We start from the raw sequence: 25,514 nt of genomic DNA on the forward strand, positions 1-25,514 counted from the left end.
TCAGTTTCTGACGTAGGGACATGCTTCAATGTCCGGCGCCCGAGGGGCCGGTCTTTGACAACGTCCGTCCGGGTCTCTGTGAAGAGTCCGATGTGTCCCAGTTGTCCGCTGAATTCTGGCGGAGGCGGACTCTCGCGAAATGTCCGATGTGTCCGAAGAGTCCGCCAAAATCTGGGGACTCAGTCATAGGGCTGTTTGGGCAGGCTGTTCAGCCAGTCCTCCAGATTGGTCCAGCCGTCGCCGTTCCGGTCGGCCTGGCCATCCCCGGCGTCGGTCGGATCCAGGCCGTTAGCCTGCTCCCAGCTATCCGGCATCCCGTCGCCATCGCCGTCGATCCAGGGCGATCCCGCTTCCAGCATCGGCCAGCCGCCGACCTGGCTCTGGCTGTCGATGATCCGCAGCGCCCGCGCCTGCACGCCCGCCACGATCCGCTCGTCCACGGCGTCCCGGACGGGACCCGCTCCTGCTCGGGCCAGCACCTCCGTCACGGCCTCGGCCGCCGTTTCGGTCGCGGGTTCGGCCCAGTCCGGGCGCGCCGCCATCCGATAGCCCGGACGGTCGGACTCCTCCACCAGACTCCACGGATCCTCCGGGATCGCTCCATCCATTGCATTGCCCTCGAACCAGGCCCGGGCGAGGGGGTTGGACTCCTCGAACGCCCGGCGGCCGGCCGAGTCTGGGCCCGGGATGTAGGCATTGCCGATGAAGGCGTAGGCCGACAGGCTTTCGGTGTCGGCGTTATAGCCGGCATGCGAGCCGCCCCAGTCGTGGAAGACGTTGGAGCGGAACTCGAACCGCGGACCTTCCGGATCGACCGCTGGCGGATTGTAGTTGCCCGGCCGTGGCATACGCGCCCGGTGCGCCGCCCACAGATTGTGGTGGAAGGTCATGACCGCGCCATGCCCGCCCCGCACCAGCGACCCGTAGCCGTGCTCGCCCTTGGCGTGACTCGAGGCGTTCAGGGACTCCGCGATGACAGACCATTGCACCGTCACGTCATAGACGCCGCGCTCGGGCGGGTCGTACCGGCTGCCGACCGACAGGGTCTCGTCCACGGACCAGGATGCGGAGAGGTGGTCCAGAATGATCCGCCGGCCCCGCTCGATCGACACGGCGTCCGATTCGATCCGGCTCTCGTCACCCAGGCGCGACCTGATATGGCGGACGACGACGTCGTCGGCGGCGACGACCAGCGCATGGTCGCGCAGGGTGATCCCGCCTCCGGGAGCCGTCTGGCCGGCAAGGGTGATCCGCCCCCTGCGGATCGTCAGTGGCGACGCCAGCCGGATGGTCCCGCCGATATCGAAAATCACTGTGCGCGGACCGTCAGCCTCGACGGCGGCGCGCAGGCTGCCCGGGCCGGAGTCGTCCAGATTAGTCACGCGTACGACGCGCCCGCCGCGTCCGCCGAGGGCCATCCGTCCGGCGCCCTCGGCACCGGGGAAGGCGACAGGACCCGGGGGAACCGCCTGCGCCCGCGCCGGGTGTGCCCCCAAAGTCACGCAGATCAGTGTTATGGCCGCGCTTGTCAGGGGGGTGCGTATAACCGGGGTTGCGAAAACGCGGGTCATGGGGTTAGGCTCCGATTGATACCGGTGTCAGGGATCATTCCACGCCAATATGACACCGGTGTCAAACGGAACGGCCAACGATGCTGAACCGCAAAAATCGATAGACCGGGGTCACCTCGGCGACCTGTATGCCCAATTGGGAGGAGGCATATGATGCAAGCCATTCAGCCGGGGATGACCCGCGCCTTTCGCCGTAGTCTGTGCGCGGGAGCATCCGGCCTGGCCGTGGCCCTGTCCTTGGGGGTCGGCGTCGCCGCCGCGCAGGACGCGCCCGCCGGCCAGCCCGAAGCCACCGAGATCGACGAGGTCGTCGTCACGGGCTTCCGCGCCAGCCTGAGCGCCGGTCTCGATGCCAAGCGGCGCGAGAACAACATGGTCGACGTGATCGTCGCCGAGGATATCGCCGACTTCCCGGACCTGAACCTGGCCGAGTCGATCCAGCGCGTTCCAGGCGTCTCCATCGACCGCGACGCCGGCGAAGGCCGCACGATCACGGTCCGGGGTCTGGGCCCCGACTTCACCCGCACCCGCATCAACGGCATGGAGGCCCAGGCCACCGCCGGCGGCACCGACTCCTCCGGCGGAGCCAACCGCGGCCGTGGCTTCGACTTCAACGTCTTCGCCTCGGAACTCTTCAACTCGATCACCGTGCGCAAGACCGCGGCGGCCGAAACGGAAGAGGGATCGCTGGGCGCCACTGTCGACCTGCAGGGCACCCGCCCGTTCGACCGCAACGGCTTCACCGCCGCCGCCTCGGTCCAGGCCGGCTACAACGACCTCTCGGAAGAATACAACCCGCGCTACGCCCTCCTGCTCAGCAACACCTTCGGCGCCAATGACGAGTTCGGCGCCTTGGTCTCGCTGGCCTACAGCGAGCGCAGCCTGCTGGAAGAAGGCTTCAGCTCCGTCCGCTGGGCCCCCGCCGCGGCGCCGGGCGCGACCAACAGCGGTGGCTTCTGCAGTCCTGCCGGTTTCGCCCCCCAGAACCCCGGCAACAGTGGCGCGAACGGCTCGAACGCCGCGAACTGCGCGACGGGCGTGGCGCGGCCGGCCAACACCGCGGCGAACATCGCCGCCTTCACCACGGCGAACCAGGCCGGCGTCTTCATCCCGCGTCTGCCGCGCTATGGCCGCCTGACCCACGAGCAGGAACGCCTGGGCGTCACCGGCGCCTTCCAGTGGCGGCCGGCCGAGACCACCCTGTTCTCGCTGGACATCCTGTATTCCAAGCTGGACGCCACGCGTCAGGAAGACTTCCTCGAAGCCCTGTCCTTCAGCCGCAACGCTGCGGCCGGCGGCCAGACCCAGATCCACGTCCGGGACGCCGTGGTCGAGAACAACATGCTGGTCCACGGCGTGTTCGACAACGTCGATATCCGTTCGGAGAGCCGCTTCGACGTGCTCTCGACAGAATACACCCAGATCAGTTTCTCGGCCGACCATGACTTCTCGGATCGCCTGCGCGGCAGCTTCTACTACGGCCGGGCGGAGTCGAATTTTGAGAACCCGGTCCAGACGACCGTCACCTTCGATCGGCAGAACAGCCAAGGCTATTCCTGGGACTTCCGCGGCAACATGGAAGCGCCGCTGATCAACTATGGCTATGACGTCACCAGCCCGGCCAACTGGGCCTGGCGGGGCGCCAATCTGGGCGCCGGCGTGGCCGTGCTGCCGCGTTCGGAAATCCGCCTGCGGCCCAACGGCGTCGACACCCTGTTCACCACCGCCCAGGCCGACATCGCCTATGACGCCACTGAGTTCGTCACCTTCAAGGCCGGGGTCAATTTCAAGACCTACGACACCGATTCCTATGAGTCGCGCCGGGCCGACGAAACCCTCGTGCCGGCGCTGCCGGCCGGCGTCACCGTGGCCAACATCTCAAACCTGCTGACCGGCTTCGGCAAGGATCTGGTCCCGACCGGCGCTGACACCAGCTGGCTGCGGCCGAACCTGAACGCCATCGCCAGCCTGTTCAACATCTACTGCAACTGCGACACCGGCGTGCCTGGCGGCGATTTCCGCCTCGCCAGCATTACCAACGGCAACGCCCGCGGCGGCAACCGGTCGATCTACGAACAGGATCTGGCCTTCTACATCCAGGCCGACTTCGACACCCAGCTGTTCGACATGCCGTTCCGCGGCAACATCGGCGTGCGGCAGGCCAATACGGTCCTGGAGGCGACGGGTTACAGCTCGACGGGCGGCGGCACCCTTGTGACCGGCGAGAACGAGTATTCGGACACCCTGCCGTCGATGAACCTGGTCCTCGAACCCGTCGAGGACCTGTTCCTGCGCTTCGGCGCGGCCAAGGTGATGGCGCGTCCGCCGATCAACAACAACCTGGCCGGCACCAACTTCCTGGTTCCGACCACCTCGCTGTCCATGGGGCCGAACTTCACGGCGACGATCGGCAATGTGAAGCTGGAGCCATTCCGCGCGGACACCTACGACTTCAGCATCGAGTGGTATTTCGCGCCGGAAAGCCTGCTGTCGTTCGCCTATTTCTACAAGGACATCGACACCTACATTCAGCTCGTTCGTCAGGATCTGCCCTATTCGGATCTGACAGCCCTGAACCCTTCGGCCTTCGCCCCGAGCTTCTGCAACGCGCCGTGCTCTTCCTCGACCATCTTCCAGCTGACCGCGGCGGTGAATACAGAGGGCGGCCCGCTGAAGGGCTTCGAGATCAGCTATCAGCAGCCCTTCCGCTTCCTGCCGGGCTTCCTGGCCAACACCGGAGTGCAGCTGAATTACACCCACGTCGAATCCGAGATCGACTATTGCAACAACGCGACCTGCTCGACATTCGTCACCGCTGATCTGATCAACCTTTCGCCCCAGTCCTACAACGCCACGGTCTACTACGAGGATGAAAAGTTCTCGGCGCGGGTTTCGGCGGCGATCCGGGATTCATATCTCCAGAACGTGCCTGGCCGGAACGGCAACAACATCGAAGGCAAGATGGAGACGTTCAACCTGGACGCTTCGGCCTCGTACCAGCTCACCGAACAGGTCCAGCTCAACTTCGAGGCCCTGAACCTGACGGACGAGGAGAACCATCAGTTTGTCGGCGACGGCCTCTCTCGCGAGAGCACCTCCGTCTATCACCACACGGGCCGCCAGTTCTTCGTCGGGGCCCGCTATCGCTTCTAGAATCGCGTTCTCCTGAACGTGCCTTGAGGGTCGGCGGCGCCAGTCGCCGGCCCTCTCTTTCTTTCGCTCCAACGCCGTCAGGACACGGCGTACAGGATTTCGGGATGTCCGCCGTGCTGAACCTCCGCCCGTCCGAAGACTGCCGCTGGGACATGGTCGCCCTGGGCGAGGTCATGCTGCGGTTCGATCCCGGCGAGCGGCGGGTGCGCAACGCCCGCTCGTTCGACGTCTGGGAGGGCGGTGGGGAATACAATGTGGCGCGGGCCATGGCGAAGACGTTCGGCCTGCGCGGCGCCGTCGTCACGGCCCTGCCGGACAACGATCTCGGCTGGCTGGCCGACGACCTGATCGCCCAGGGCGGGGTGGGTCGAAGCCATATCCTGTGGCGTGACGCTGACGGCATGGGACGCAACACGCGGCTGGGCCTGAACTTCACCGAGCGCGGGTTCGGCGTCCGTCCCGCCCGGGGCCTGTCCGACCGCGCCAATTCGGCCGCCAGTCAGATGCGGCCCGGCGAGATCGACTGGGACCGGCTGTTCGGCGAAGAAGGGGTTCGCTGGTTTCACACCGGCGGCATCTTTGCGGCCCTGTCCGCCTCGACCGCGGAGGTTGCAGTCGAGGCGGTGGAGGCGGCGCGACGGCACGGGACCGTGGTCTCCTACGACCTGAACTATCGCGCCAGCCTGTGGGACAGCCACCCGGATCCGGACGCCGCGCGCCGTGTGAACCGCGCCATCGCCGGCGCTGTCGATGTGATGATCGGCGACGGCCACGGGTTTGAAACCTGCCTCGGCATCGATCTGAAGAATCCGGGAGCGGAGAATGCAGCCGACCTCGGCGCCACAGCGTTCGCCGCGGCCGCCGAGGCGTTCTGCGATCTTTATCCCCGGGCGAAGGTCGTCGCCGCCACCCTGCGCCGGCCGTCGACGGCCAGCCGCAACGACTGGTCAGCGGCGGCGTGGAGCGGCGGTGAACTGCATACCGCGCCTGTCTGGCCGGAGCTGGAAATCCTCGACCGGGTCGGGGGAGGGGACAGTTTCGTTTCCGGCCTGGCCTGGGCGCTGATGAGCGATCTGTCCGTCGAGGAAGCCGTCGCCTGGGGGGCCGCCCATGGGGCTCTGGCGATGACCACGCCCGGCGACGCCTCCATGGTTTCGCGTGATGAGATCGCGGCCCTGCTGGCCGGCGGCGACGGACGGTCGATCCGGTGATCCTGTGCTGACGCGCCGCGAAAGCCTGGGCGCGCTGGCGGCGACGGTGGCCTCCGTCACATCCTCCCGCGCGGAGGCGGGGCACGGGCCCCGGCGCGCATGCGGTCGCCGCCCGCCTGAGCGAGGCTTTCATCGCCTTCGCGCGCTCGGGCGATCCGGGCCACGCCGGCCTTCCGGCCTGGACCCCGTATGGCCTGCCTGATCGCGAGACGATGGTGTTCGATGTCGAGACCCGTCTGGAGAACGATCCTCGCGGGGCGGAGCGCCGCTTCTTCGCCCTGACGCCCTATGTCCAGCCCGGGACCTAGGGCCGCTTCCGGATCACCAGATTGCGGATCTCGGTCATGTCCTCCATCGCGAACCTGACTCCCTCGCGGCCGAGCCCCGAGTCCTTGACGCCGCCATAGGGCATGTTGTCGACGCGATAGCTGGGCACGTCGCCGATCAGGATGCCCCCGACCTCCAACACCTCCCAGGCCCGCATGGCCTTGTGGATGTCGCGGGTGAAGATGCCCGCCTGCAGACCGAAGCGGCTGTCGTTGACCTCTTCCAGCGCCGCTTCGAAGTCGGAGAAGCGCGACAGGATCGCCACCGGTCCGAAGGCTTCCTCCTCGCGGACCTTCAGACCGCGTCCGACGCCCTCCAGCAGTGTTGCCTCCAGCATCGCGCCCTCACGGCCTCCGCCGCACAGCAGGGTCGCCCCGGCGGATACGGCCTCGGCGATCCAGCTCTCCAGCCGTCGGGCTTCGGCCTCGTCGATCATGGGGCCGATGAAGACGGTCTCGTCCCGGGGATCGCCGGCGATCAGGGCGCGGGCCTTCGTGACCAGTCTGTCGCGCAAGGCGTCATAGATGTCGTCGTGGATCAGGATGCGCTGCACCCCGATGCAGGACTGGCCCGACTGGTAGAAGGCGCCGAAGATGATCCGGTCCGCGGCGTCCTCCAGATCCGTGTCGCGGTCGACGATCACCGCCGCATTGCCGCCGAGCTCCAGCACCACCTTCTTCTTGCCGGCCCTGGCCTTGAGCGCCCAGCCCACTTCCGGTGAGCCCGTGAAGGACAGCAGCTTCAGCCGGTCGTCCGTGGTGAACAGGTCCGCCCCGTCACGCGTCGCGGGGAGGATCGAGAACGCTCCCTTCGGCAGGTCCGTCTCGGCCAGTACCTCGCCGATGATCAATGCGCCCAGCGGGGTCCGCGAGGCGGGTTTCATCACGAACGGGCAACCCACGGCGAGGGCCGGTGCGATCTTGTGGGCCGCGAGGTTGAGCGGAAAGTTGAAGGGGGAGATGAAGGAGCAGGGGCCGATGGGCACCCGCTTCCACATGCCCTGATAGCCTTTGGCCCGGGCCGAGATGTCCAGCGGCTGGACCTCGCCGGTCATGCGGACGGATTCCTCGGCGGCGATCCGGAAGGTGTCGATCAGCCGGCTGACCTCGCCGCGGGAATCCCTGATCGGCTTGCCCGCCTCGATGCACAGGGCATAGGCCAGTTCGTCGGAGCGCTCCTGGAACCGCGTCACGCAATGGGCGAGGACCGCCTGACGCTCATAGGCGGCCATCCCGGCCATGGGCCGGGTCGCCTCGACCGCCGCCGCGATGGCCTTGTCGATCGTCGCCGCGTCGGCCATGGCGACCCGCGTCGCCACCTTGCCGGAGTACTTGTCGGTGACCTCCAGGTCCTGGTTGGGCGTCAGCGCCTCATTGGCGAGGTAGAGGGGCCAGGACGGTTTCAGGGACGGCATGAGGGACTCCGGGAGGGACTGGCGGCAACCTACATCGGAGCGCGTCGGTCGCCCAAGGGTTCACGCATATGCGTCGGCGGGCCAGCGCTCGACGGACCGACCTCGACGCCCTCCCGTTGGCACGGTTTTTCGAATTCGGGGCGCCAAACGCGCCAAGCCAGCGAAGCCGAAAAGTTGTGTGAAAGTCGCCCATTAGCGCCATCATTGGCGCTGAGGTGAGGCGAAACCCTGCCAGATTATCGGAAATTTCCGCCGGGCACGCCGCTGAAGCGCCGCGTACCGTGTTCGATTCTCAAAGACCCCGACGGCCGCCCGGCCGCCTTGCTCTCCGACATGGGGCGCGGGGATCGATGGTCAAGCCCCGGCAGGAATAAATTCCTGCCGGGGTTCGCCTGCAAAACCCGAACGGCGAGGTTGGGGCGGCCTAGACCTTCGCCGGCTCGTAGCGCGGCGACAGCAGGTGGATGACCAGCAGGGCGATCAGATAGGCCGAGGCCGCGACCACGAAGATGGGCGTATAGCTGCCGATCCTTTCCAGGACGTAGCCGGCGTATTTGGCCATGGCCATGCCGCCGAAGCCGCCGATCATGCCGCCGATGCCGACGACCGAGCCCACCGCCGAGCGCGGGAAGACGTCTCCGGGCATGGCGTAGAGATTGGCTGAAAAGCCCTGGTGGGCCGCTGTGGCGATGCCGATGATCAGCACCGCGGTCCAGACGTTGGAGGCCATGCCGGCGAAGGCCACGGGGACGACGGCCAGGGCGCAGATCAGCATGGTCAGCTTGCGCGCCGCGTTCAGGCTCATGCCCCGTTTGAGGAATTGGCTGGACAGCCAGCCTCCGCCGATCGAGCCCACATCGCTGAGCAGATAGATGGCGATCAGCGGCGGGCCGAAGGTCAGCAGGTTGAGGTCGTACTGGGCGCCCAGGAATCCCGGCAACCAGAACAGGAAGAACCACCAGATCGGGTCGATCAGGAATTTGCCCAGGGCATAGGCCCAGGTCTCCTTGACCGTCAGCAGCTTCAGCCAGCCGATCTTGTGGGCAGGGTCGGGCGCGTCCTGGGCGATGTAGTCCAGCTCTTCGGGCGTGACCTTCCTGTGCTCGCCGGGCCGCTTGTAGACCATGAACCAGATCGGCACCCAGATCAGACCGGCCGCGCCGACGATGATCAGGGCCATCCGCCAGTTCGGATCCTCCGCCGTGCCCAGCCAGACCGAGGCGATCAGCGGTATGATGAGAGGCGTCACGATCGCCCCGATATTGGTCCCGGCGTTGAACAGGCCGACGGCGAAGGCGCGTTCCTTCTTGGGGAACCACTCGGTCACCGCCTTGATGCCGGCCGGGAAACCGCCCCCCTCGCCGATGCCCAGGGCCAGCCGCGCGAAGATCATGTGGTTCAGGTTGCGGATGCCCGCATGGGCGATGAAGGCGATCTGCCAGATGATGAAGGCCAGGCCGAAGCCCCAGCGGGCTCCGATCCTGTCCACGATCCGGCCCCACAGCAGGTATGACACGGCATAGGCCGCCTGGAACCAGAAGATGATGTTGGCGAAGTCGCCCTCGGTCCAGCTGAACTCGGTCATCAGCGTGGGCTTGAGCACCCCGATGGCCTGACGGTCGACGTAGTTGATCACCATGGCGGCGAACAGCAGCCACACCACCACCCAGCGGTACTTGCCCGCCGGCGCCGGCTGGTTCGCGGTCGCGCCTGCAACGTTGCTCATGATCGCCTCGTCCCGTTGTTTCCCGGCCGATCCACCCTGTTCCCGAGCGGTTGCCGGCGACTTGAGGCGGCAGAATGCGGATGCATGGTAACCGGTGTCAACGCCTATTCCGCGTGCCCGCCCAGGGGTGTCCGTCGAACTGCCGGGCGGCCTGTTCGGGCCCGGCGGAAGGCGGGGCGTTCAGATCGCTAAAGATTTCGACAGCGCGTGACGCCGCCGCGGGGCCATCCGGAAAGCTCCATTACGCCAGGCGCCCATGACGAAGTCCCTCCGGTCTTTCCTTTGCTCTCTGGTCGCCGGTCCGACCCTGGCGCCGCCTTCAAACAGGCCTACGGCTGCACGCCGGCGCAATTTCAACGATCCGCCCGATGAATGGTTTGCTGGCGAACAGGGGCGCGTACCTGTCCGCGCGCCCGTGACACCTGACGCCGGAACCCAAGTCATCGGCGCGCGCTTTCGCCACCGGAGGGTGGTTAATGGTCCGGTTTGGTCAGTTGTTGCGGCGCGTGTTTTGCAGGCACAAGTTCCGGTATAGCGTGAGCCGCCCGGGCACCCTGGTCTGTCAGAACTGCGGTCATCGCAAGCATGACTGACATCTCTGCGCCGCCGTCCTACCGGGGCGCCCAGACGCCCGGGGAATTTCTTCGGGAGATGGGCAATGTCTGGATCGGGCTGATCGAGATGATCGCTTCCGATCCCGATCAGCAGGCGGCGCTCGCCGCCTATTTCGGGGTCACTCCCTCGGTGATCCGGGACTGGATCGACGCCCGGGGGAGGACCCGATGCATAGCGCCGGTCCCGCCGACAGGGCGGCGATGCTCCATCCTGGTCGGGCTCAAGGTTGAATACGATCCGCGCATCTGGGCGGGCGAGCGAGGCCGGTGCGTGTCCCATGGTCCGGGATAGGGGCGCGGCCGTGCGCACGCGCCCTTGGCCGGATCGTGGGGTGAATCTAGTCGCGCCGATCATCCCGGCGGCGGTCTTCTCCCCGCATACCGCCATTCGCCATCATCAGTTCCAGACGGATTTCGACCAGCCGGAGCTCGATCGAACCAAGGGCGAGCAGGAGGACCGAGGTGATGAGCGCCGCCGCTTCGAACCCCACGACGACCACGGCGGTCGGCAGTTCCAGCATTTGTCCGCCAAGGAGGGTCAGAACGAATGCGGCTGTGCTGAAGACCACCCCGAAGGCGCCGACGGCCTTGAGCAGGGAGCGGCGGGGCGCGTCTTCATTGATGCGGCTGCCTGGTTTCCGCCGATCGCGCCCGCGGCGGTCACCCGGCCCTGAGCGCCGCTCGGAGGGCAGTTCGCCATCGATACGGTCGGCAATGCTCTCTGCTTCAACGGACATGATTTCCTCACTAGTCGATAAGGCGGGCTCCCCCGGTGCGCGGACCGACGCCTTCCGGGACCGGGACGGTTGTCGAGTTGTAGTTGGCGTTCACGAACAGGGAGGGGGCGCCCCTGAGCTGCAGACCCTTGGCAACGATGACGGTCCAGGCGCTGTCCCGGGCGACATCGGCCGTGCCTTCGATGACGAGCTGCGCGTTGGGCACGTAGATCACCCCCAGCAGGCTGTCGACGTTGTCGCTGGATATGATGAAGTTCTGCCTGTTCTCGCGCATGGAGCCCATCACGATCCCCGCATAGGCGCCGCCTGTCCGTCCCGAAAGCCTGACCAGCGCGGTGTCCCTGAACTCGAATTTCGACGCCGTGTCGAAAAACAGAACGACATCGTCCCCCTGCAGGCGCGCGCCCTCCCTGACGGTCAGGTGACCGCGAAGGAACCAGTGCTCGCCGGGTTCAAGAACAACGGTGGCGCTTCCCGAAATGTCCAGGCCTCCACAGTGAACCCCGGGCGACAGGCGGGTAACGCCGACGGCGAGTTTCAGAGGCTGGAGCACGGCGCCCACCTCACAACCGGGAGGCGCGCTCCGGTCGAGATCCAGTTCGGTGAAGGGATCGTCGATGCGCGCCGCACCGGTCCCGGGCGATGGGCTGATCGAGCCGCTGGCGGAGGTCACCGCCTGGACCGCCGCGGCGGTGATCGATCCGCCTTCCACCAGAATGTCCCGATTGGAGTGCACCATGCAGGCCGGCGCAGCGATGCGGCCGTCGTCCTTGATGCTCAAGACCTGGGCGCCGGCGCCGCCGGTCACGAGGACGCACAATGGCACCAGGCCCAGTGAGGTCGCCGTCGCGTCGCCGACGAAATTCCAGCCACCTGGCGGCAGCAGGTTCGCGAAGAAGGAGGGGCGGTGCCCCCTCAGCAGGACGTGGATCGCGCGTTGACCGCCCTGATCGACGATTTCGTAGTCGCCTTCATAACCCGGAGCCTCGGGCCACGCGCTCATGGCGCCCACCACGAACGAAGCGGCTCTTTCCTTGGCTGCGGCGCCATCGGTCGCCAGCGCCAGCGCGGGCGCGCCTGCCAGGGCGCCGGCGTCGGCGATGCCTTGCAGACGCCCCTGGGCCGTGTGCACCGCGAAGAGATCGACAGCGCCAACGCCGAGCAGGATCACCGCCGGACCCACAAGTGCGAAGCCCAGGGCGATGTTGCCCCTCGTGTCGGATCGCAGGGGGCTCAGCCGCGCCCGTAGCCCCGTCAGGATTCGCTTCACGGCTTTCACGCCGCCCTCTCCCGATCTGGTTCTCGCACGGCCCGTTCGGCTCTCGAAGCGCGCAGGACATAGAGAATCTGATAGGTGAGCAGGCGCCAGTTCAGAGGCTTTGTCACGAACGAGGTTGCGCCGAGCCGGAACGCCCGATCTATGGCCTCGACGTCCTCGCGGCCTGTCTGGACGATGACGGCCAGATCCCTCGTGTTCGGGTTCGCGCGGATGGCGGCAAGGGTGTCGAACCCGTCCAGGACAGGCATCTCGAGATCAAGCAGGACGATGTCGTAGCCTTCGGTCAGGCGCTCCAGCGCGTCCGCCCCGTGCACGGCGAGATCGATCCTGGCTTGCGGCGAGGCCAGATTTACCTGGGCGAACTCTCGCAGGATGGGGTCGTCATCCACGAAGAGAATTCGCGCCGGCTCATCCAGTACATAGAAAAAATCACCCACTGCTTCACCCTCTGAGGCTTTGTCGGCCCCGTCGGCGTAGTCCCGACCATGAGAGCTTAAGGGAAGAGTCATTAAGCGACTGTATCCTGACAAAATCGAGGGTCCGGGTACTCAAACGTGCTAAATCCGAAGCCGTACACAAGCGGGTCAATCCGCCGAAAGCTGATCGGACTGGTGTTGTCGTCTCTGCTGACGACCTGCGTCGTTACGGCAACGCTTGCAGTGTGGATTGACGCCCGGGACCAGTCCGCGCTCGAGACCCAGCGGCTGACGCAAACGGCGCGGGTCATCGCCTCGCTGGCCGCCGATCCCGTCCGGTCGGGTGACGCCGCGGGCACGTTCACAGCCATCCGCTCGATCAGCCAGATGCCGGACATCACCTATGCCCGCATCACGGGACCCGGCGGCCGCCTGCTGGCCGAGACGGGCGGCGGCGTCCGGCTGACGTCAGACGCCACTATCGGACAAGGGGGCGCGGCGTCCTTCTGGGCCGTCTTGCGGAGCGGCACGCTGCAGGTGGCCGTGCCCGTAATGAGCCAGGGATCCCAGGTCGGGGAGATCACTCTCCTGGGCCAGGCGCCCGGGCTGAAGTCGCGCATCCTCGCCGCGGTGCTGACCGGTCTCGCCGGCGCCGGCGTCGCTCTCCTGGCCGGGTTGTTGATCGCGCTGAGACTGGCGCGGCGCATCAGCACGCCGATCGTTCAGCTCGCCGCCTTCACCAACGACGTCCGGCAGACCGGCGATTTCACCCGGACGCCCGATATCGCGGCCGACGGCGAGGTGGGCGAACTCGTGTCCGGCGTCCGGTCGATGATGGACGGCATCAAGGTCCGGGACGACCGCATCGCGGCCCATGTCGCGGGCCTGGAACGGGAGGTCTCGGCGCGAACCGCGGAGCTTCAGGTGGCCAAGGAGACCGCTGAGGCGGCCACCGCGGCCAAGTCCGACTTCCTCGCGGTCATGAGCCACGAGATCCGGACGCCCATGAACGGCATTCTCGCCCTGAGTGAACTTCTGTCAGGCTCGGACCTGGAGCCGCGTCAGCGGCGCTACGCGGACGTCATAGCCAGGTCCGGGAAATCGCTTCTGGCGATCATCAACGACATCCTCGACTTCTCGAAGGTGGAGGCCGGCAAGCTGGAGCTGGAACACGTCGCGTTTGATCTCACTGATGTGGCGGAGGATGTGGCCGGGCTGTTCACGGAACGGGCGCGCGAGAAGGGTCTCGACCTCGCCGTCTATGTCGATCCCGCCCTGCCTCGCGTATGCGGCGATCCGACACGCGTCCGGCAAATTCTCAGCAACCTCGCGAACAATGCGATCAAGTTCACCGATCAAGGCGGCGTTCTGGTCACCATCGAGGCTGACGCCGTCGCGACCGGCCGCTACGTCATGGCGGTCGCCGACACCGGACCGGGGATACCCGAGGACAAACTGCCGGGCCTTTTCCAGGCATTCTCCCAGGCGGACCAGAGCACGACCCGCAAGCACGGCGGGACCGGCCTCGGCCTGACGATCTGCGACCGGCTCGTGAACGCCATGGGCGGGGAATGGCGATTGGAGAGCCGCCTGGGGGAGGGCTCTGTTTTCGCCTTCGCCGTCGCCCTTTCGACCGCACCTGACAGTGTTGGTCTCGCGCCGGCGCCAGAGACCCTGACGGCCTCTGTCGAGGGCATAGGTCCCATGTCGGAGCGGGCGCTGCGGCGCTACCTGGCCGACTTCGGTATTGCCGTGGTTCCGGTTGGCGAGGCCGCGGAAGCGGCGTTCCGCGGGCCCGGTCAGCCGTTCCCGGATGTCCGCACCATCGTGGTCGCGTCCGGCGAGACCGAGGCGCCGGCTGGATCGTGCGTCCTGCAGACGCCTCTGCGGCGATGCGAGCTTGAAGCGATCGTGAGCCAGCTTCACTCCGGTCAACCGCTGGCGATCCCGGAAGGCCGGGCCGCGGATAGCCTGTCGGTCCAGTTCCCCGGCGCCCGGGTGCTGGTGGTCGACGATTCCGAGGTGAACCGCGAGGTCGCCGGCGAGGCGCTGGCGAGGCTGGGTGCGTCCGTCACCCTGGCCGAAGACGGGCTGCAGGCCGTCGAGCGGCTGAGGACCGATCGGTTCGACCTTGTCCTGATGGATGGGTCCATGCCCAATCTCGACGGGTTTGAAGCCACCGAGATCATCCGGACTGAAGAGGCAGCCCAGGATCGGCCGAGGGCCACGATCCTGGCCTTGACCGCGCATGTGGTTGGATCGGCAGCCGACGCCTGGCAGGCCGCGGGCATGGACGGGGTCATCTACAAGCCGTTCACGATGCGCGATCTCGCCGACGCCCTCGGGGAACATTGCGCCGGGCTCGCCCAGCGTGGGCAGGCCGCGCATTCCGCCACGATATCTGTGCAGGCGCAGACGGGCCTTTTCGATCCCGTGGTCCAGGCCGAGCTGGAGGCCATGGCTCGCAATGGCCGGCCCGATTTCGTCGCCAAGATCGAAGGGCTCTATGCAGCGAATGCGCCTCTGCGTCTGGCCGACCTTCGGCAAGCCGTACTGGCCGGACGCAACGACGAGGCCGCCCGGGCCGCGCACGCCCTGAAATCCATGAGCCTGAGTCTGGGCGCGTCCGCGGTCGCAGCTGCGGCGGCGGCGGTCGAGGGCGCGGCGCGGGCGGACGACAGCTCGGGGATCGACATCGACGGGCTCGGCGAACTGCTGAACAGGACGCTTGCCAGCATGGGCTCCCGCGAGCCCGCGTCAGAAGACGCCATTCCCGCGGTCCCCACAGTGGTCGAGGAGTTTGATGCGGCTCTTGCCCGCGGCGATGTCAGGCTCGTCTATCAGGCCATGATGGACCGCAACGGCGTCTTCGCTGACAAGGCCGAGGCGCTGGTGCGCTGGACCTGCCCCGAGCGGGGTGTCCGCAGCCCGGACGAGTTCGTTCCCGCGCTGGAAGCCGCCGGCGTCATCTCCCGTCTGACGGATTTCGTTCTGGAGCGGGCCATGGAGCAGGGCGCCGCCCGGCCGGGGCTGCGGATTTCCATCAACGCGTCGGCGGAGGAGTTCCAGCGGGATGACTTCGCCGATCGGGTCGCCGCCGCCGGGGCGCGCACCGGCTATCCGATCGAAAGGGTCGAGATAGAGGTCACCGAGACCGCGATCCTCGACATCGAACGGGCCCGGCCGACGCTCGAACGGCTGGAGACGATGGGCGTCGCGGTCGCTCTGGACGACTTCGGCTCGGGATACACCAGCCTGCACGCGCTGAGGCGGCTTCGTTTCGCCACGCTCAAGATCGACAGAAGCTTCGTTATGCGGTGCTGCGAGGATACGGCGTCGGCCGCCATCATCCACGCCGTGATCGGCGTCGGTCGGGCGCTCGGCATGAAGATTGTGTGTGAGGGCGTGGAAACCGAAGAGCAATACCGCTTCCTGCGGACGGCGGGGGTCCACTACATCCAGGGCTACTACTACCGCCGGCCCTGCGACTTCGCGGACCTGCCCGTCGGCGATGAAAGGGTGGCGGCGTGAGTTGTCCGTCCGTCAGCACAGTCACCAGTAAAGGGAGTTCGTGATGTCCGCTATTCTCGTCGTCGACGACGATCCGACCGTTCGGATGATTGCGGCCGAACTCCTTACCAGGGCGGGCCATCAGGTCTTCGAGGCCGAAGACGGGGACGAGGCCCTGAAGCAGGTCGCCGCGGTGGCCTTTGACCTGGTCGTTCTGGACATGCTCATGCCGAACAAGGACGGGCTTGAAACCATTGTGGAGCTCCGGCGCAGCAGGCCCCGGATGCGGATCCTCGCGATCTCGTCGGGGGGGCGTATGGAGGCGGGTCAGCTGTTGCGGATGGCGCTGGTTTTCGGAGCTGACGAAACCATGGCCAAGCCGCTGCGGGCTGAGCCCTTCACCGAGACGGTCTCACGCCTTCTGTCGCAGGCGCGAACGGATCCCGCCCGGGAGGGCGTGGCTACCCGGCTGACTGCGGCGGCTTCGGGCGGCTCGGCGGACTGAGGCGGCGACCGCCCAGCGGTTCGGCTTGCCGTTTGCCAACGAAGTCAGGGCGAGCGGGTGGAGAGCGCCGTCGCCACCTCCTGACGACCACAGGAGCGGGGCGGCTCGGTATCACCGGCCTGTCCGCCTCCGCTCCCTCCGGAATACTGAAGCGCGGCGACCGTGGTGGCCGCCGCGCTACCGCGCTTCCGCAGTCCTGGCCGCCTAGAACGTCCGGCCGATACCGACCGACACGACCCAGGGATCGAGATCGACGTCGCTCTTCAGCGCGCCGCCATTGATATCGGCGCCGGTGTTGAACCACACCTTCTTGACATCGACGTTGAGGCTCCAGGGGCCTTGCAGGCCGATATCCGCGCCGACCTGGGCGGCGTAGCCGAGACCATCGTCGAGATCGACGGTGAAGCCGTTCTTGTCGTCACCGCCGTAGAACAGCATCGCGTTTACCCCGGCGCCGACATAGGGGCTGAAGCGGCCCTCGGTCAGTGGCCGGTACTGGATGGTGACGACCGGCGGCACCACCCAGGTCTCATGCACCGCCACGTCGGTCGCGCCGCCCCGGGCGCGGATCTCGTGGTGGGTGGAGCCCAGGATGGCCTCGACCGCCCAGTGGTCGGTGATGAAGTAGGTGAAGCCGAGCGTCGGCATGATGCTGTCGCCGACATCGACCTCAAGGCCGGTGGGGGCGCCGGCGGCCGTGGTGATGGCGTCGTCGGTCGTCGGCGCGACATCGGTAATGCGGCCGGTGACCAGCCAGTCGCCGGCGCGCGGCGCATGCCAGGCTTCCTGGGCCTGGGCGGCGCCCGACAGGGTGAGGAGGCCGAGGGCGGCGAGAGAGACGGTCTTGAGAGTCATGGTTCTATCCCCGACGATGCGCGGCCGCGAATTCGGTCGCCGCAACGTCAGAGGCGTTCTGCGGCCACGCCTGTCCCGAGGCGTTGATCCGGAGCAAAGGCGGGCCGCCTGCGACAATTCGTCAGACGGCCCGCGCGCGCCGGCGGCGGCGGGGCGGACGGCCGGGTCCGGGCGCTGCAGTCGACGCGCGAAGGGGCGTCCCCGTTGATCCGCACCCTCGCTCAGCCGGCGGGCCATCTCCACTCCCCGCCTCCGTAGCGCTACTTACAGGCAGGCCCTTAGGGAGGGCTCCTGAATAAGCAGGAGGGCCTGATTGGGATAATTCCTCAACATCACCTGAGGGGTTCAGCCATGTCGCAGCCAACATCAACCGTCGTCGCCGAAAACCAGGGGCTTGGTCAGGATTGGGCCGGCGCGGTCCGGTTGACCTTTCGGCAGGGCGAGGAAATCTACGCCCAGGAGGAAGATGCGGATCTGATCTATTGCCTTGTGCGCGGTTCGATCCGGACCACGCATCTACAGGCGGACGGCCGCCGGCAGATCGGAGACTTCTACTACGAAGGCGACATCATCGGCGTCGAGGTCGGCGAGGTCCATCGCTTCTCCGCGGAGGCGCTGACGGGTTGCGAGGTTCTGGCCCTTCGCCGTTCCGGCTCGGCGGCCTACGAGACGGGCCGCGTCGAGCGCATGATCTGGGCCGCGACGGCCAGCGAACTGCATCGGGCCCAGTCCCACATGCTGCTGCTGGGACGCGCGACGGCCTGCGAAAAGGTGGCCCGGTTTCTGATGGATATCGCCAATCGGTTCAGGGGCGAGTTCGTCAACCTGCCCATGAGCCGGCAGGATATGGCGGACTATCTGGGCCTCACCATCGAGACGATCTCCCGCATGCTTGGCCGCCTCCAGGCCGATGGCGTGATCGAGTTCTCGGGCTCGCGGAAATACCGCATCCGCCGTCCCGGCTGCCTGTCGGAAATGGCTGCCGCCTGAAACTGGGAGAGCAGGGGGCTCTATGCTAGACTCAGCTCATGGTCGCATTTTCCGCGGCCGGGCCGGGAGTGGCCGGTGCACCTTCGATCCGCCATCCGGCAAATGAAGTTCCGCCGCAACGGCTATATCGCCGCCATCGCCGGGGCGTTCATGGTTCTCGTCCTTCGCCTCGGTCTGAACGCCGCCTTTGCGGACCGAACCTTCCTTATTCTCCACCTGCCGGTTGTACTCGTCGCGGCGGGTCTGGGTGGACGCGGGCCGGCGCTCCTGGCGACGGCGCTCTGCCTGGGCATCAGCGCGGCGACCATGCAGGACGCCCTCTGGCGGGACCCCGCCAATCTCGTGGACCTCCTGGCCTTCGTGGTGCTGGGGCCCGTCATCGCGCTGGTCGGTGAACGTCTCTGGCGCCACAGCCGCGAGGCGACGACCCGGCAGGCCCACCTGCAATCGATCCTTGAAACCGTGCCCGAGGCGATGATCGTCATCGATGCGGAGGGCAAGATGCAATCGTTCAGCACCGCCGCGGTCCGCCTTTTCGGGTGGACGTCCGAGGAGGCGATCGGCCGCAACGTCAGCATTCTCATGCCCGAGCCCTATCAATCCGAGCATGACGGGTACCTTGAGCGCTACCTCGGCACGGGTGAGCGGCGGATCATCGGCATGGGGCGCATCGTGGTGGGTCAACGCAAGGATGGTTCGACCTTCCCGATGGAGCTGGCGGTCGGCGAGGCCCGGGTGGGGGGAGGCCGGTTCTTCACCGGCTTCGTCCGCGATTTGACTGAACGAAGGAACCAGGAGCGGCGACTCCAGGAACTTCAGTCCGAACTGATGCATGTATCGCGCCTGACCGCGATGGGGGAGATGGCTTCGTCGCTGGCTCATGAACTGAACCAGCCGTTGTCCGCCATCGCCAGCTACATGAAGGGTTCCGTCACCTTGCTGGGGGCCGAACAGCCGGATCTGCCGAAACTCCGTGCGGCGCTCGATCGCGCCGGAGACCAGGCCCTGCGCGCCGGAGATATCATCAAACATCTGCGGGAGTTCGTCGCCAAGGGCGAGACCGAGCATTCCCTCGAGGATCCGGCAAGGCTGATGGAGGAGGCGAGCGCCCTGGCCCTGGTCGGCGTCAAGGACAAGGATGTCCGTGTCGACCTTCGCCTGGGCCGGAACCTCGGCGACGTGGTGGTCGACAAGATCCAGATCCAGCAGGTCGCGCTGAACCTGATCCGCAACGCCGTCGATGCGATGGCGGAGGGTCCGCGGAGGACACTCGAGATCGCCGTGCGGCTGGAGGACGCGGACACCGTCCGCGTCAGCGTCGCCGACAGCGGGCCTGGCCTGGACCCGGCCTTCCGGGAACGCCTGTTCCAGCCCTTCGCGACGACCAAGGTCCAGGGCATGGGGATCGGGCTTTCGATCAGCCGCACCATTGTCGAGTCCCATGGCGGGCGGATATGGGCAGAGGATAACCCGGACGGCGGGGCGGTCTTCGTCTTCACCCTGCCGCGGGCGCACAGGGAGGTCGCCAATGGCTGAGCTGCTTCATGTCATCGACGACGACGCGGGACTGCGCGACGCGCTGGCCTTTCTGCTGGAGGTCAATGGCGTCAACGCGCGGTTCTATGAGTCCGGCGACGCCTTTCTCGCCGCCTTGCCGGTCGAGGAAGGGTGTCTCCTGACGGACATCCGCATGCCCGGTCTTACCGGGCTTGAACTCGTCCGCGAGTTGAAGGGCCGCGGAATGGACCTGCCGGTTATCGTCATGACTGGTCATGCGGACATACCTCTCGCTGTGGAAGCAATGAAGGCGGGCGTTGTTGACTTCATCGAAAAGCCCTTCGCCGATGACGTTCTCCTGGCAGCGATCAAGGCGGCCTTCGAGGGTATGAAGGACGGTGTCGAGCCCGACGCCTCCCGGCTTGCGGCGCAGACGCGGCTGGCGCAGCTGTCGCCGCGGGAACGTGACGTTCTGGCGGGGGTGGTCGAGGGCAAGCTCAACAAGGTCATCGCCTATGAACTGGAAATCAGTCCGCGCACCGTCGAGATCTACCGCGCCAATCTGATGTCGAAGACCGGGGCCCGAAACGTCGCTGAACTGATGCGGATCGCGCTGGCCGCGGGTCTCTAGAGAATTGTCCTGAATCAAGGCGGGACCGCGCGGGAACGCCAAACTTGGTTAGCTGGGCGAACCAGCGTTCCGGGTCGCCGCCAGTATGTCACCCTCTTCGATCGTCCGTCCGGTCCTGCTGATCGTCGATGACGACGCGGAAGTCCTGCGCTCTCTCGCCTTCATGGCGGGGACCCGGGGTTATGACGTGCTCGGTTGCGCCACCGCGGCCCAGGCGATGATCCGGCTGGAAGAGTCCATCTCCTGTCTGGTGCTCGACCAGAACCTGCCCGACATTTCGGGGATCCGTCTTCTCCAGCAGATCCGGGCGGCTGGAATAGACGCCCCCGCGCTGTTGATGACGACCGATCCTTCGGCTGCGCTGCGACGCCAGGCGGCCGCGGTCGGCGCACCCATCGTGGAAAAGCCGCTGCTGGATGAAAGCCTCTTCGAGCAGATCAAAAATCTTCTTGCCGGCGGTTGATTCCGGTCAAGGCGGAGGCGGCCCGACGGGTTCAGACGCACCCTATCAATCGTGCGGGAGCAGACCGATGAACAGACTGGCCTCAAAGATCGCCGTCATCACCGGCGGCGCTGTCGGTCTTGGCCGGGCGACCGCCCTTCGCATGGCGGAAGAGGGAGCCGCCGTGGCCATACTCGACGTACGTGACGAGGAAGGCGCCGCACTGGCGACGGAATTGACCCAGCGAGGTCTGTCGGCCGCCTACTGGCGCTGCAACGTCGCGAGCGAGTCCGAGGTGCGAGCGACCCTCGACGCGGTCGCCGAACGCTTTGGAAAGCTGGACGTCCTCGTCAACAACGCCGGTGTCGCGGGGGTCAGCAAGCCCACACACGAGGTGACCGAGGCTGAGTGGGACTGGGTCCAGTCAATCAACGTCAAGGGCGTGTTTTTCTGCACCAAACACGCCATTCCCCATCTCAAGGCCGCCGGCGGCGGCTCGATCATCAATCTGTCGTCCATCTACGGTCTCGTCGGCGCGCCCGACGTGCCGCCATATCATGCGTCCAAGGGGGCGGTCCGGCTGATGACCAAGACGGACGCCCTGCTCTATGCGAGCGACCGCATCCGGGTGAACTCGATCCATCCGGGCTTCATCTGGACGCCCATGGTCGAAGCGCATCTGGCCAGTCAGGGTGATGTCGAGGAAGGCCGCAAGGCCGTGGGCGACCTTCATCCGCTCGGTCATATGGGCGTGCCCGACGATATCGCCTGGGGAGCCGTCTATCTGGCGTCCGACGAAGCCGGATTCGTTACAGGGTCCGAGCTCGTCATCGACGGCGGCTATACGGCGAGATAAAACTTCACTCCCGACGATAAACCCCCGCGATGCGTTGGGCACGGGCCTGAACCTCGGCCCGACAGCGCTCCACCGCATCTTTCCGCATCCCGTGACCCACGCCGCCGAAATTGTGGTGGCCGATGATCTCCATGCCGGTCATGGCGGCGAAATGCGCATCGAAATGCTTCTGCATCGCCGACCAGGCTCCGGTGGTTTCGACCCAGTCCTGCGGCGCGCCCGACGAGGTGAAGGTGATCATCTTGCGACCGCCAAGCAGGGGCTGGTTGCCGCCCTCACGGATGGCTGAATAGCCGAAATCCATTCCGAAGACGCGATCGACATAGCCCTTCATCATGGCCGGCGTGGCGTTGAACCAGAGGGGGTAGAAGAAGGCGAAGATGTCCGCCCCCACAATGGCGGCGCGTTCCCGGGCCACGTCGGGCTTCACCGTGGCTCCCAAGTGATCAGGCATCTCTTCGGCCCGGAGCCGGGGATCGAACCGAAGGCGATAGAGATCGCGTACGTCCACCTCGCAACCGGCGGCGCGCGCGGTGTCGGCGAAGGCCGTGGCCATCGCCAGCGTGAAGCTTCGCTTGCGCGGATGGGCGACGATGACGGCGATGCGGGGGGCTGAGGTATCCATAAGCTCAGTATCATCCTTCCGCCGCCGGGCGGGTTGATCTGGCTCAAGGACAGGAGGCCGGCGGAACCTAGTTTCGGAGCTGAAGGAGATACCCATGCCTGACATGTCTCAAGAGGGCCGGGACGCAGTGCGGGCCTTGCATCACCAGATCGGCAACAGCCTGCAGTCGGTGGCCAGTCTCCTGAACCTCGAGAGTCGATCCGCGCCGCCTGAGGCGGCGACCGCGCTCCACGAGGCGGGGCGCCGCGTTCGGACGGTGATGCGGCTGCACCAGCGGTTGCAGGAAGCGGACGGCGATGTCGTCAGGCTGGACGACCTGCTGACCGATGTGTGCCGTGACGTCACGGAGTTGGACGCCGTGCAACGTGACGCGACGGTCCGCGTCGACATTCAACCTTTCTGCGCCCGGTCGAAAACAGCCTCCGCGCTCGCGCTGATCACAGCCGAACTCCTGGGCAACGCACTCGAGCATGGACTCGCCCGGCGCGCCGGACGGGTCGAGGTCAGCCTGCGTGCTGCCGACGGCGGCGCAGTTCTGACGGTCCGCGATGACGGCGCCGGGACCCCGGACGGTGAGATGAAGGCGGGATTTGGTCTGTCGCTGGTGTCGCGTCTTGCGGGCCAGCTCGGCGCGGACCTGAAGCATTCCTCAAGCGCCGGAGGAACGCGGTTCGAGCTGACATGTCGGGATGCCTGGTGGGATTCGTCCTGCGTCTGAATCCCTGCCTGCTGTCACTGGTAGGCGGGTTTCGGCGAAGCGTCTCAGGATTCAGCGGCGACGGACGCCCTACCGGGAGCATTCCGACGGGAATCGGGCCGCGGAGCCACGAGACTCCCGGCGAGCCGCCGCCATGCGTCCTCGCCATCGCTGGCGAACTGGATGAGGTCGAGATCGCTTTCGGACACCAGTCCGTGGGCAACCAGCAAGTCGAACCGGATCAGATCGGTCCAGAATGGCTTGTCCACCAGGATAACCGGGACGGTGCGCATCTTTCCGGTCTGGCGCAGGGTCAGAATCTCGAACAGTTCGTCCAGGGTGCCGAAGCCTCCCGGAAAGGCCACCAGTGCGTTCGCCCGCATGGCGAGATGCATCTTCCGCATGGCGAAGTAGTGGAAGCGGAAGGTGAGTTCCGGTGTCGACCAGGCGTTGGGCTCCTGTTCCAGCGGCAGGCTGATATTAAAGCCGATGGAGGGCGCGCCCGCGTCGAACGCGCCGCGGTTCGCCGCCGCCATGGTCCCGGGGCCGCCTCCAGTCGCAATGACATTCTCGCGCGGCGCCCCGTCCTGATCCAGCGCCCCGCCCTCGCGGGAGGCAAGCGCGGCGAAACGCCGGGCTTCCGCATACCAGCGGGCGTGATCCGGCGGCCCGTCCTCCGCGACCCTGGCGCTGCCGAACACCACGATGGTTGAGCGAATGTTCCAGGCCCTCAGGACTTCATCGGCCTTGGTGAACTCGAGCAGGAAGCGGACCCCTCGCATCGAGTCACCCAGAAGGAAGTCGCGATCCGCGGCCGGGAGGCGATAGGCTCCCGAGTCGCGCTGCGGCGCATTCGGCGCGGGATCGCTCATCAGCCGCCCTTCGGTGGCGTAAGCGCCGCCTCGAGACTCCGGATCAGGGCCTGTCGCTCGGCGTCGCCAGGCAGTTGCTGCAGGGTGGTGTTCAGATCGGCGAGGAAGGCGGCGCGATCGTTGTGCCAGTCCGGCCGGGTCGCCTGTCCCGGCGCGATCCTGGCGCGCGCCTGCCCGACAGGCTCTGCCTTGTCCCGGGTCAAGGCGTAGGTCTGGTCGAGGCCCGCAGTGATCGATCGATAGCCCAGCCCGGACAGGCGGGCGGCGAGGGTGGCGACGGCCGCGGGTTCGCCGTGGTCGAGAATCACGTTGCCCGCGACGGCGCCCCTCGCCTTCAGCCAGTCGACCAGTTCGGTCGCATCCGCGTGACCGGAGTAGTTGTCCAGGTTCCGGATGCGGGCGCCGACCCGAATGTCCTCGCCCTGGATCCGCACCGCGGTCCTGCCTTCGACCAGCAATCGTCCGAGCGTGCCGGCGGCCTGGAAGCCGGTGATCAGAACCGTGACCTCCTTGCGCCACAGCCGGCGCTTCAGATGACGTCGGATACGGCCTGCGTCGCACATGCCGCTGCCGGCCAGGATCACATGCCAGCCGCTCAGCCGCTCCAGCCGATCACTCTCCTGTGGCCGCAGGAGGTGATGGAGGCTGGCCGCATGACGCAGCGGCTCGAACGGATTCTCGCCGGAGTCCGCGTTCCAGCCGCGACGAAGAAACACCTCCGTCGCTTCGATGGCCAGGGGCGAGTCCAGGAAGATCTCCGCCGCCAGGTCCGGCTCGTCCTGCATAACGGCCAGCAAGTCCAGGATCAGTTCCTGGGCCCGGCCGATGGCGAAGGTCGGCATGAGAAGGGGGCCCCCCGCGGCCTTGGCGGCGCGGAGTTCCCCGGCCAGCGCCCGGCGCCGCGCGGAGAGTTCCAGGTCGATGCGCTCGCGATCGCCATAGGTGCTCTCCAGGATGATGTGATCGACATCGACCGGCCCTGCCGGGCTGGGCAGGAACGGCTGGCGTCCGGAGCCCACATCGCCCGAGAAAACAAGGGTCAGCGGATCCTCGCCCCGGCCGATACGCACCTCGATCGAGGCCGCGCCCAGCAGATGGCCGGCGGGCCACCATCGCGCCTCGACGTTCTCGGCCACGTCATGCGGCGCGTTGAACTTCACGGTCTCGAAAAGGCGAAGGGTCGGCTCCACGTCAGAGGTCGTGTAGATCGGTTCCACCCGTTTCAGACCGCGCTGTTCGTTCCGGCGATTGAGGTGGCGAACCTCGCTTTCCTGGATGCCGGCCGAATCGGCCAGCATGACTTCGCAGAGGTCGCGGGTTCCGCGCGTGGCGAAGATCGGCCCCCGGAATCCCGCCCGGACCAGTTTCGGCAGCAGACCGGAGTGATCAATGTGCGCATGGGTCAGCAACACGGCGTCGATCCTGCCGACATCGAACGGAAACGGCTCGTAGTTCAGGGCCTTGAGCGTTTTGGGGCCCTGGAACATGCCGCAATCGACCAGCACACGGCTGCTGCCGGTATCGAGAAGCATGCATGAGCCGGTGACGCACTCGGCGGCGCCGTGGAAGGTCAGATTCACGGTCAT

Annotated in this window: 21 protein-coding genes; 11 read left to right on the forward strand and 10 right to left on the reverse strand. The window is 66.7% G+C overall.

The window, feature by feature from the left end; genetic code table 11:
* Positions 1 to 179: 179 nt before the first annotated feature.
* Entirely contained in the window at positions 180 to 1,571 is a 1,392-nt protein-coding gene (locus tag PSV23_RS04965) for a pectate lyase (RefSeq protein ID WP_300466461.1), read from the reverse strand.
* 153 nt (positions 1,572 to 1,724) lie between these two features.
* Here PSV23_RS04965 and PSV23_RS04970 point away from each other — a divergent pair, with 153 nt between their 5' ends.
* Positions 1,725 to 4,724, forward strand: a complete 3,000-nt coding sequence (locus PSV23_RS04970) for a TonB-dependent receptor (protein ID WP_300466463.1) — start codon at positions 1,725 to 1,727, stop codon at positions 4,722 to 4,724.
* A gap of 104 nt (positions 4,725 to 4,828) precedes the next feature.
* Positions 4,829 to 5,935: a sugar kinase gene (locus PSV23_RS04975; protein WP_300466465.1), complete on the forward strand. Its 1,107-nt coding sequence runs from the start codon at positions 4,829 to 4,831 to the stop codon at positions 5,933 to 5,935.
* A gap of 304 nt (positions 5,936 to 6,239) precedes the next feature.
* Here the strand turns inward: PSV23_RS04975 and PSV23_RS04980 are convergent, their stop codons facing one another.
* Together PSV23_RS04980 and PSV23_RS04985 are read right to left on the reverse strand one after the other, a co-directional pair.
* The gene (locus PSV23_RS04980; RefSeq protein ID WP_300466467.1) at positions 6,240 to 7,676 is read right to left on the reverse strand and encodes an aldehyde dehydrogenase family protein; all 1,437 of its coding nucleotides are present in this window, start codon (positions 7,674 to 7,676) and stop codon (positions 6,240 to 6,242) included.
* A 424-nt stretch (positions 7,677 to 8,100) separates the two neighbouring features.
* Complete coding sequence (locus tag PSV23_RS04985) at positions 8,101 to 9,402, reverse strand: MFS transporter (RefSeq protein ID WP_300466469.1); 1,302 nt, start codon at positions 9,400 to 9,402, stop codon at positions 8,101 to 8,103.
* Between the two features lie 585 nt (positions 9,403 to 9,987).
* Here PSV23_RS04985 and PSV23_RS04990 point away from each other — a divergent pair.
* Positions 9,988 to 10,308, forward strand: coding sequence for a hypothetical protein (locus PSV23_RS04990; protein ID WP_300466471.1), 321 nt, complete (start codon positions 9,988 to 9,990; stop codon positions 10,306 to 10,308).
* A 46-nt stretch (positions 10,309 to 10,354) separates the two neighbouring features.
* Here PSV23_RS04990 and PSV23_RS04995 read toward each other — a convergent pair whose 3' ends face one another.
* Genes PSV23_RS04995 through PSV23_RS05005 form a run of 3 tightly spaced genes read right to left on the reverse strand, consistent with a single transcriptional unit; the run spans position 10,355 to position 12,541 of the window.
* Positions 10,355 to 10,753, reverse strand: coding sequence for a hypothetical protein (locus PSV23_RS04995; RefSeq protein ID WP_300466473.1), 399 nt, complete (start codon positions 10,751 to 10,753; stop codon positions 10,355 to 10,357).
* Positions 10,754 to 10,763: 10 nt separating this feature from the next.
* Positions 10,764 to 12,032 carry a hypothetical protein gene (locus tag PSV23_RS05000; RefSeq protein ID WP_300466475.1) on the reverse strand — a complete coding sequence of 423 codons (1,269 nt, stop codon included), beginning with the start codon at positions 12,030 to 12,032 and terminating at the stop codon, positions 10,764 to 10,766.
* Complete coding sequence (locus PSV23_RS05005; protein WP_300466477.1) at positions 12,029 to 12,541, reverse strand: PleD family two-component system response regulator; 513 nt, start codon at positions 12,539 to 12,541, stop codon at positions 12,029 to 12,031. Before PSV23_RS05005 ends, PSV23_RS05000 begins: the two co-directional genes overlap by 4 nt.
* A 102-nt stretch (positions 12,542 to 12,643) precedes the next feature.
* On the opposite strand from PSV23_RS05005, the gene PSV23_RS05010 reads away from it, so the two are divergent.
* Both PSV23_RS05010 and PSV23_RS05015 read left to right on the forward strand, forming a co-directional pair.
* Entirely contained in the window at positions 12,644 to 15,979 is a 3,336-nt protein-coding gene (locus PSV23_RS05010) for an EAL domain-containing protein (protein ID WP_300466478.1), read from the forward strand.
* 43 nt (positions 15,980 to 16,022) lie between these two features.
* The gene (locus PSV23_RS05015) at positions 16,023 to 16,463 is read left to right on the forward strand and encodes a response regulator (protein ID WP_300466480.1); all 441 of its coding nucleotides are present in this window, start codon (positions 16,023 to 16,025) and stop codon (positions 16,461 to 16,463) included.
* Positions 16,464 to 16,667: 204 nt separating this feature from the next.
* Here PSV23_RS05015 and PSV23_RS05020 read toward each other — a convergent pair whose 3' ends face one another.
* On the reverse strand, positions 16,668 to 17,318 hold the full coding sequence (locus PSV23_RS05020; protein WP_300466482.1) for an OmpW family protein: 651 nt from the start codon (positions 17,316 to 17,318) through the stop codon (positions 16,668 to 16,670).
* A 351-nt stretch (positions 17,319 to 17,669) separates the two neighbouring features.
* Between PSV23_RS05020 and PSV23_RS05025 the strand changes: the two genes are divergently transcribed.
* From PSV23_RS05025 to PSV23_RS05045, 5 genes are all read left to right on the forward strand, one after another.
* Positions 17,670 to 18,308 (forward strand): helix-turn-helix domain-containing protein, encoded by a 639-nt coding sequence (locus tag PSV23_RS05025; protein WP_300466484.1) that lies wholly within the window; start codon positions 17,670 to 17,672, stop codon positions 18,306 to 18,308.
* A 75-nt stretch (positions 18,309 to 18,383) separates the two neighbouring features.
* Complete coding sequence (locus PSV23_RS05030) at positions 18,384 to 19,844, forward strand: PAS domain S-box protein (RefSeq protein ID WP_300466486.1); 1,461 nt, start codon at positions 18,384 to 18,386, stop codon at positions 19,842 to 19,844.
* Positions 19,837 to 20,436, forward strand: coding sequence for a response regulator FixJ (fixJ, locus tag PSV23_RS05035; protein ID WP_300466488.1), 600 nt, complete (start codon positions 19,837 to 19,839; stop codon positions 20,434 to 20,436). The genes PSV23_RS05030 and fixJ overlap by 8 nt, the downstream gene beginning before the upstream one ends.
* A gap of 85 nt (positions 20,437 to 20,521) precedes the next feature.
* On the forward strand, positions 20,522 to 20,899 hold the full coding sequence (locus PSV23_RS05040; RefSeq protein ID WP_300466490.1) for a response regulator: 378 nt from the start codon (positions 20,522 to 20,524) through the stop codon (positions 20,897 to 20,899).
* Between the two features lie 67 nt (positions 20,900 to 20,966).
* Complete coding sequence (locus tag PSV23_RS05045) at positions 20,967 to 21,734, forward strand: glucose 1-dehydrogenase (RefSeq protein WP_300466492.1); 768 nt, start codon at positions 20,967 to 20,969, stop codon at positions 21,732 to 21,734.
* A gap of 4 nt (positions 21,735 to 21,738) precedes the next feature.
* On the opposite strand, the gene PSV23_RS05050 is transcribed toward PSV23_RS05045, so the two are convergent.
* Complete coding sequence (locus PSV23_RS05050) at positions 21,739 to 22,359, reverse strand: NAD(P)H-dependent oxidoreductase (protein WP_300466494.1); 621 nt, start codon at positions 22,357 to 22,359, stop codon at positions 21,739 to 21,741.
* A gap of 94 nt (positions 22,360 to 22,453) precedes the next feature.
* Here PSV23_RS05050 and PSV23_RS05055 point away from each other — a divergent pair, with 94 nt between their 5' ends.
* A complete protein-coding gene (locus tag PSV23_RS05055) occupies positions 22,454 to 23,077 on the forward strand; it encodes a sensor histidine kinase (protein ID WP_300466496.1) in 624 nt (207 codons plus the stop codon).
* A 44-nt stretch (positions 23,078 to 23,121) separates the two neighbouring features.
* Here the strand turns inward: PSV23_RS05055 and PSV23_RS05060 are convergent, their stop codons facing one another.
* Positions 23,122 to 23,928, reverse strand: a complete 807-nt coding sequence (locus tag PSV23_RS05060; protein ID WP_300466498.1) for a TIGR00730 family Rossman fold protein — start codon at positions 23,926 to 23,928, stop codon at positions 23,122 to 23,124.
* Entirely contained in the window at positions 23,928 to 25,514 is a 1,587-nt protein-coding gene (locus PSV23_RS05065) for an MBL fold metallo-hydrolase (RefSeq protein ID WP_300466500.1), read from the reverse strand. The genes PSV23_RS05060 and PSV23_RS05065 overlap by 1 nt, the downstream gene beginning before the upstream one ends.

Source organism: Brevundimonas sp. (assembly GCF_029946145.1).
GTDB lineage: Bacteria > Pseudomonadota > Alphaproteobacteria > Caulobacterales > Caulobacteraceae > Brevundimonas.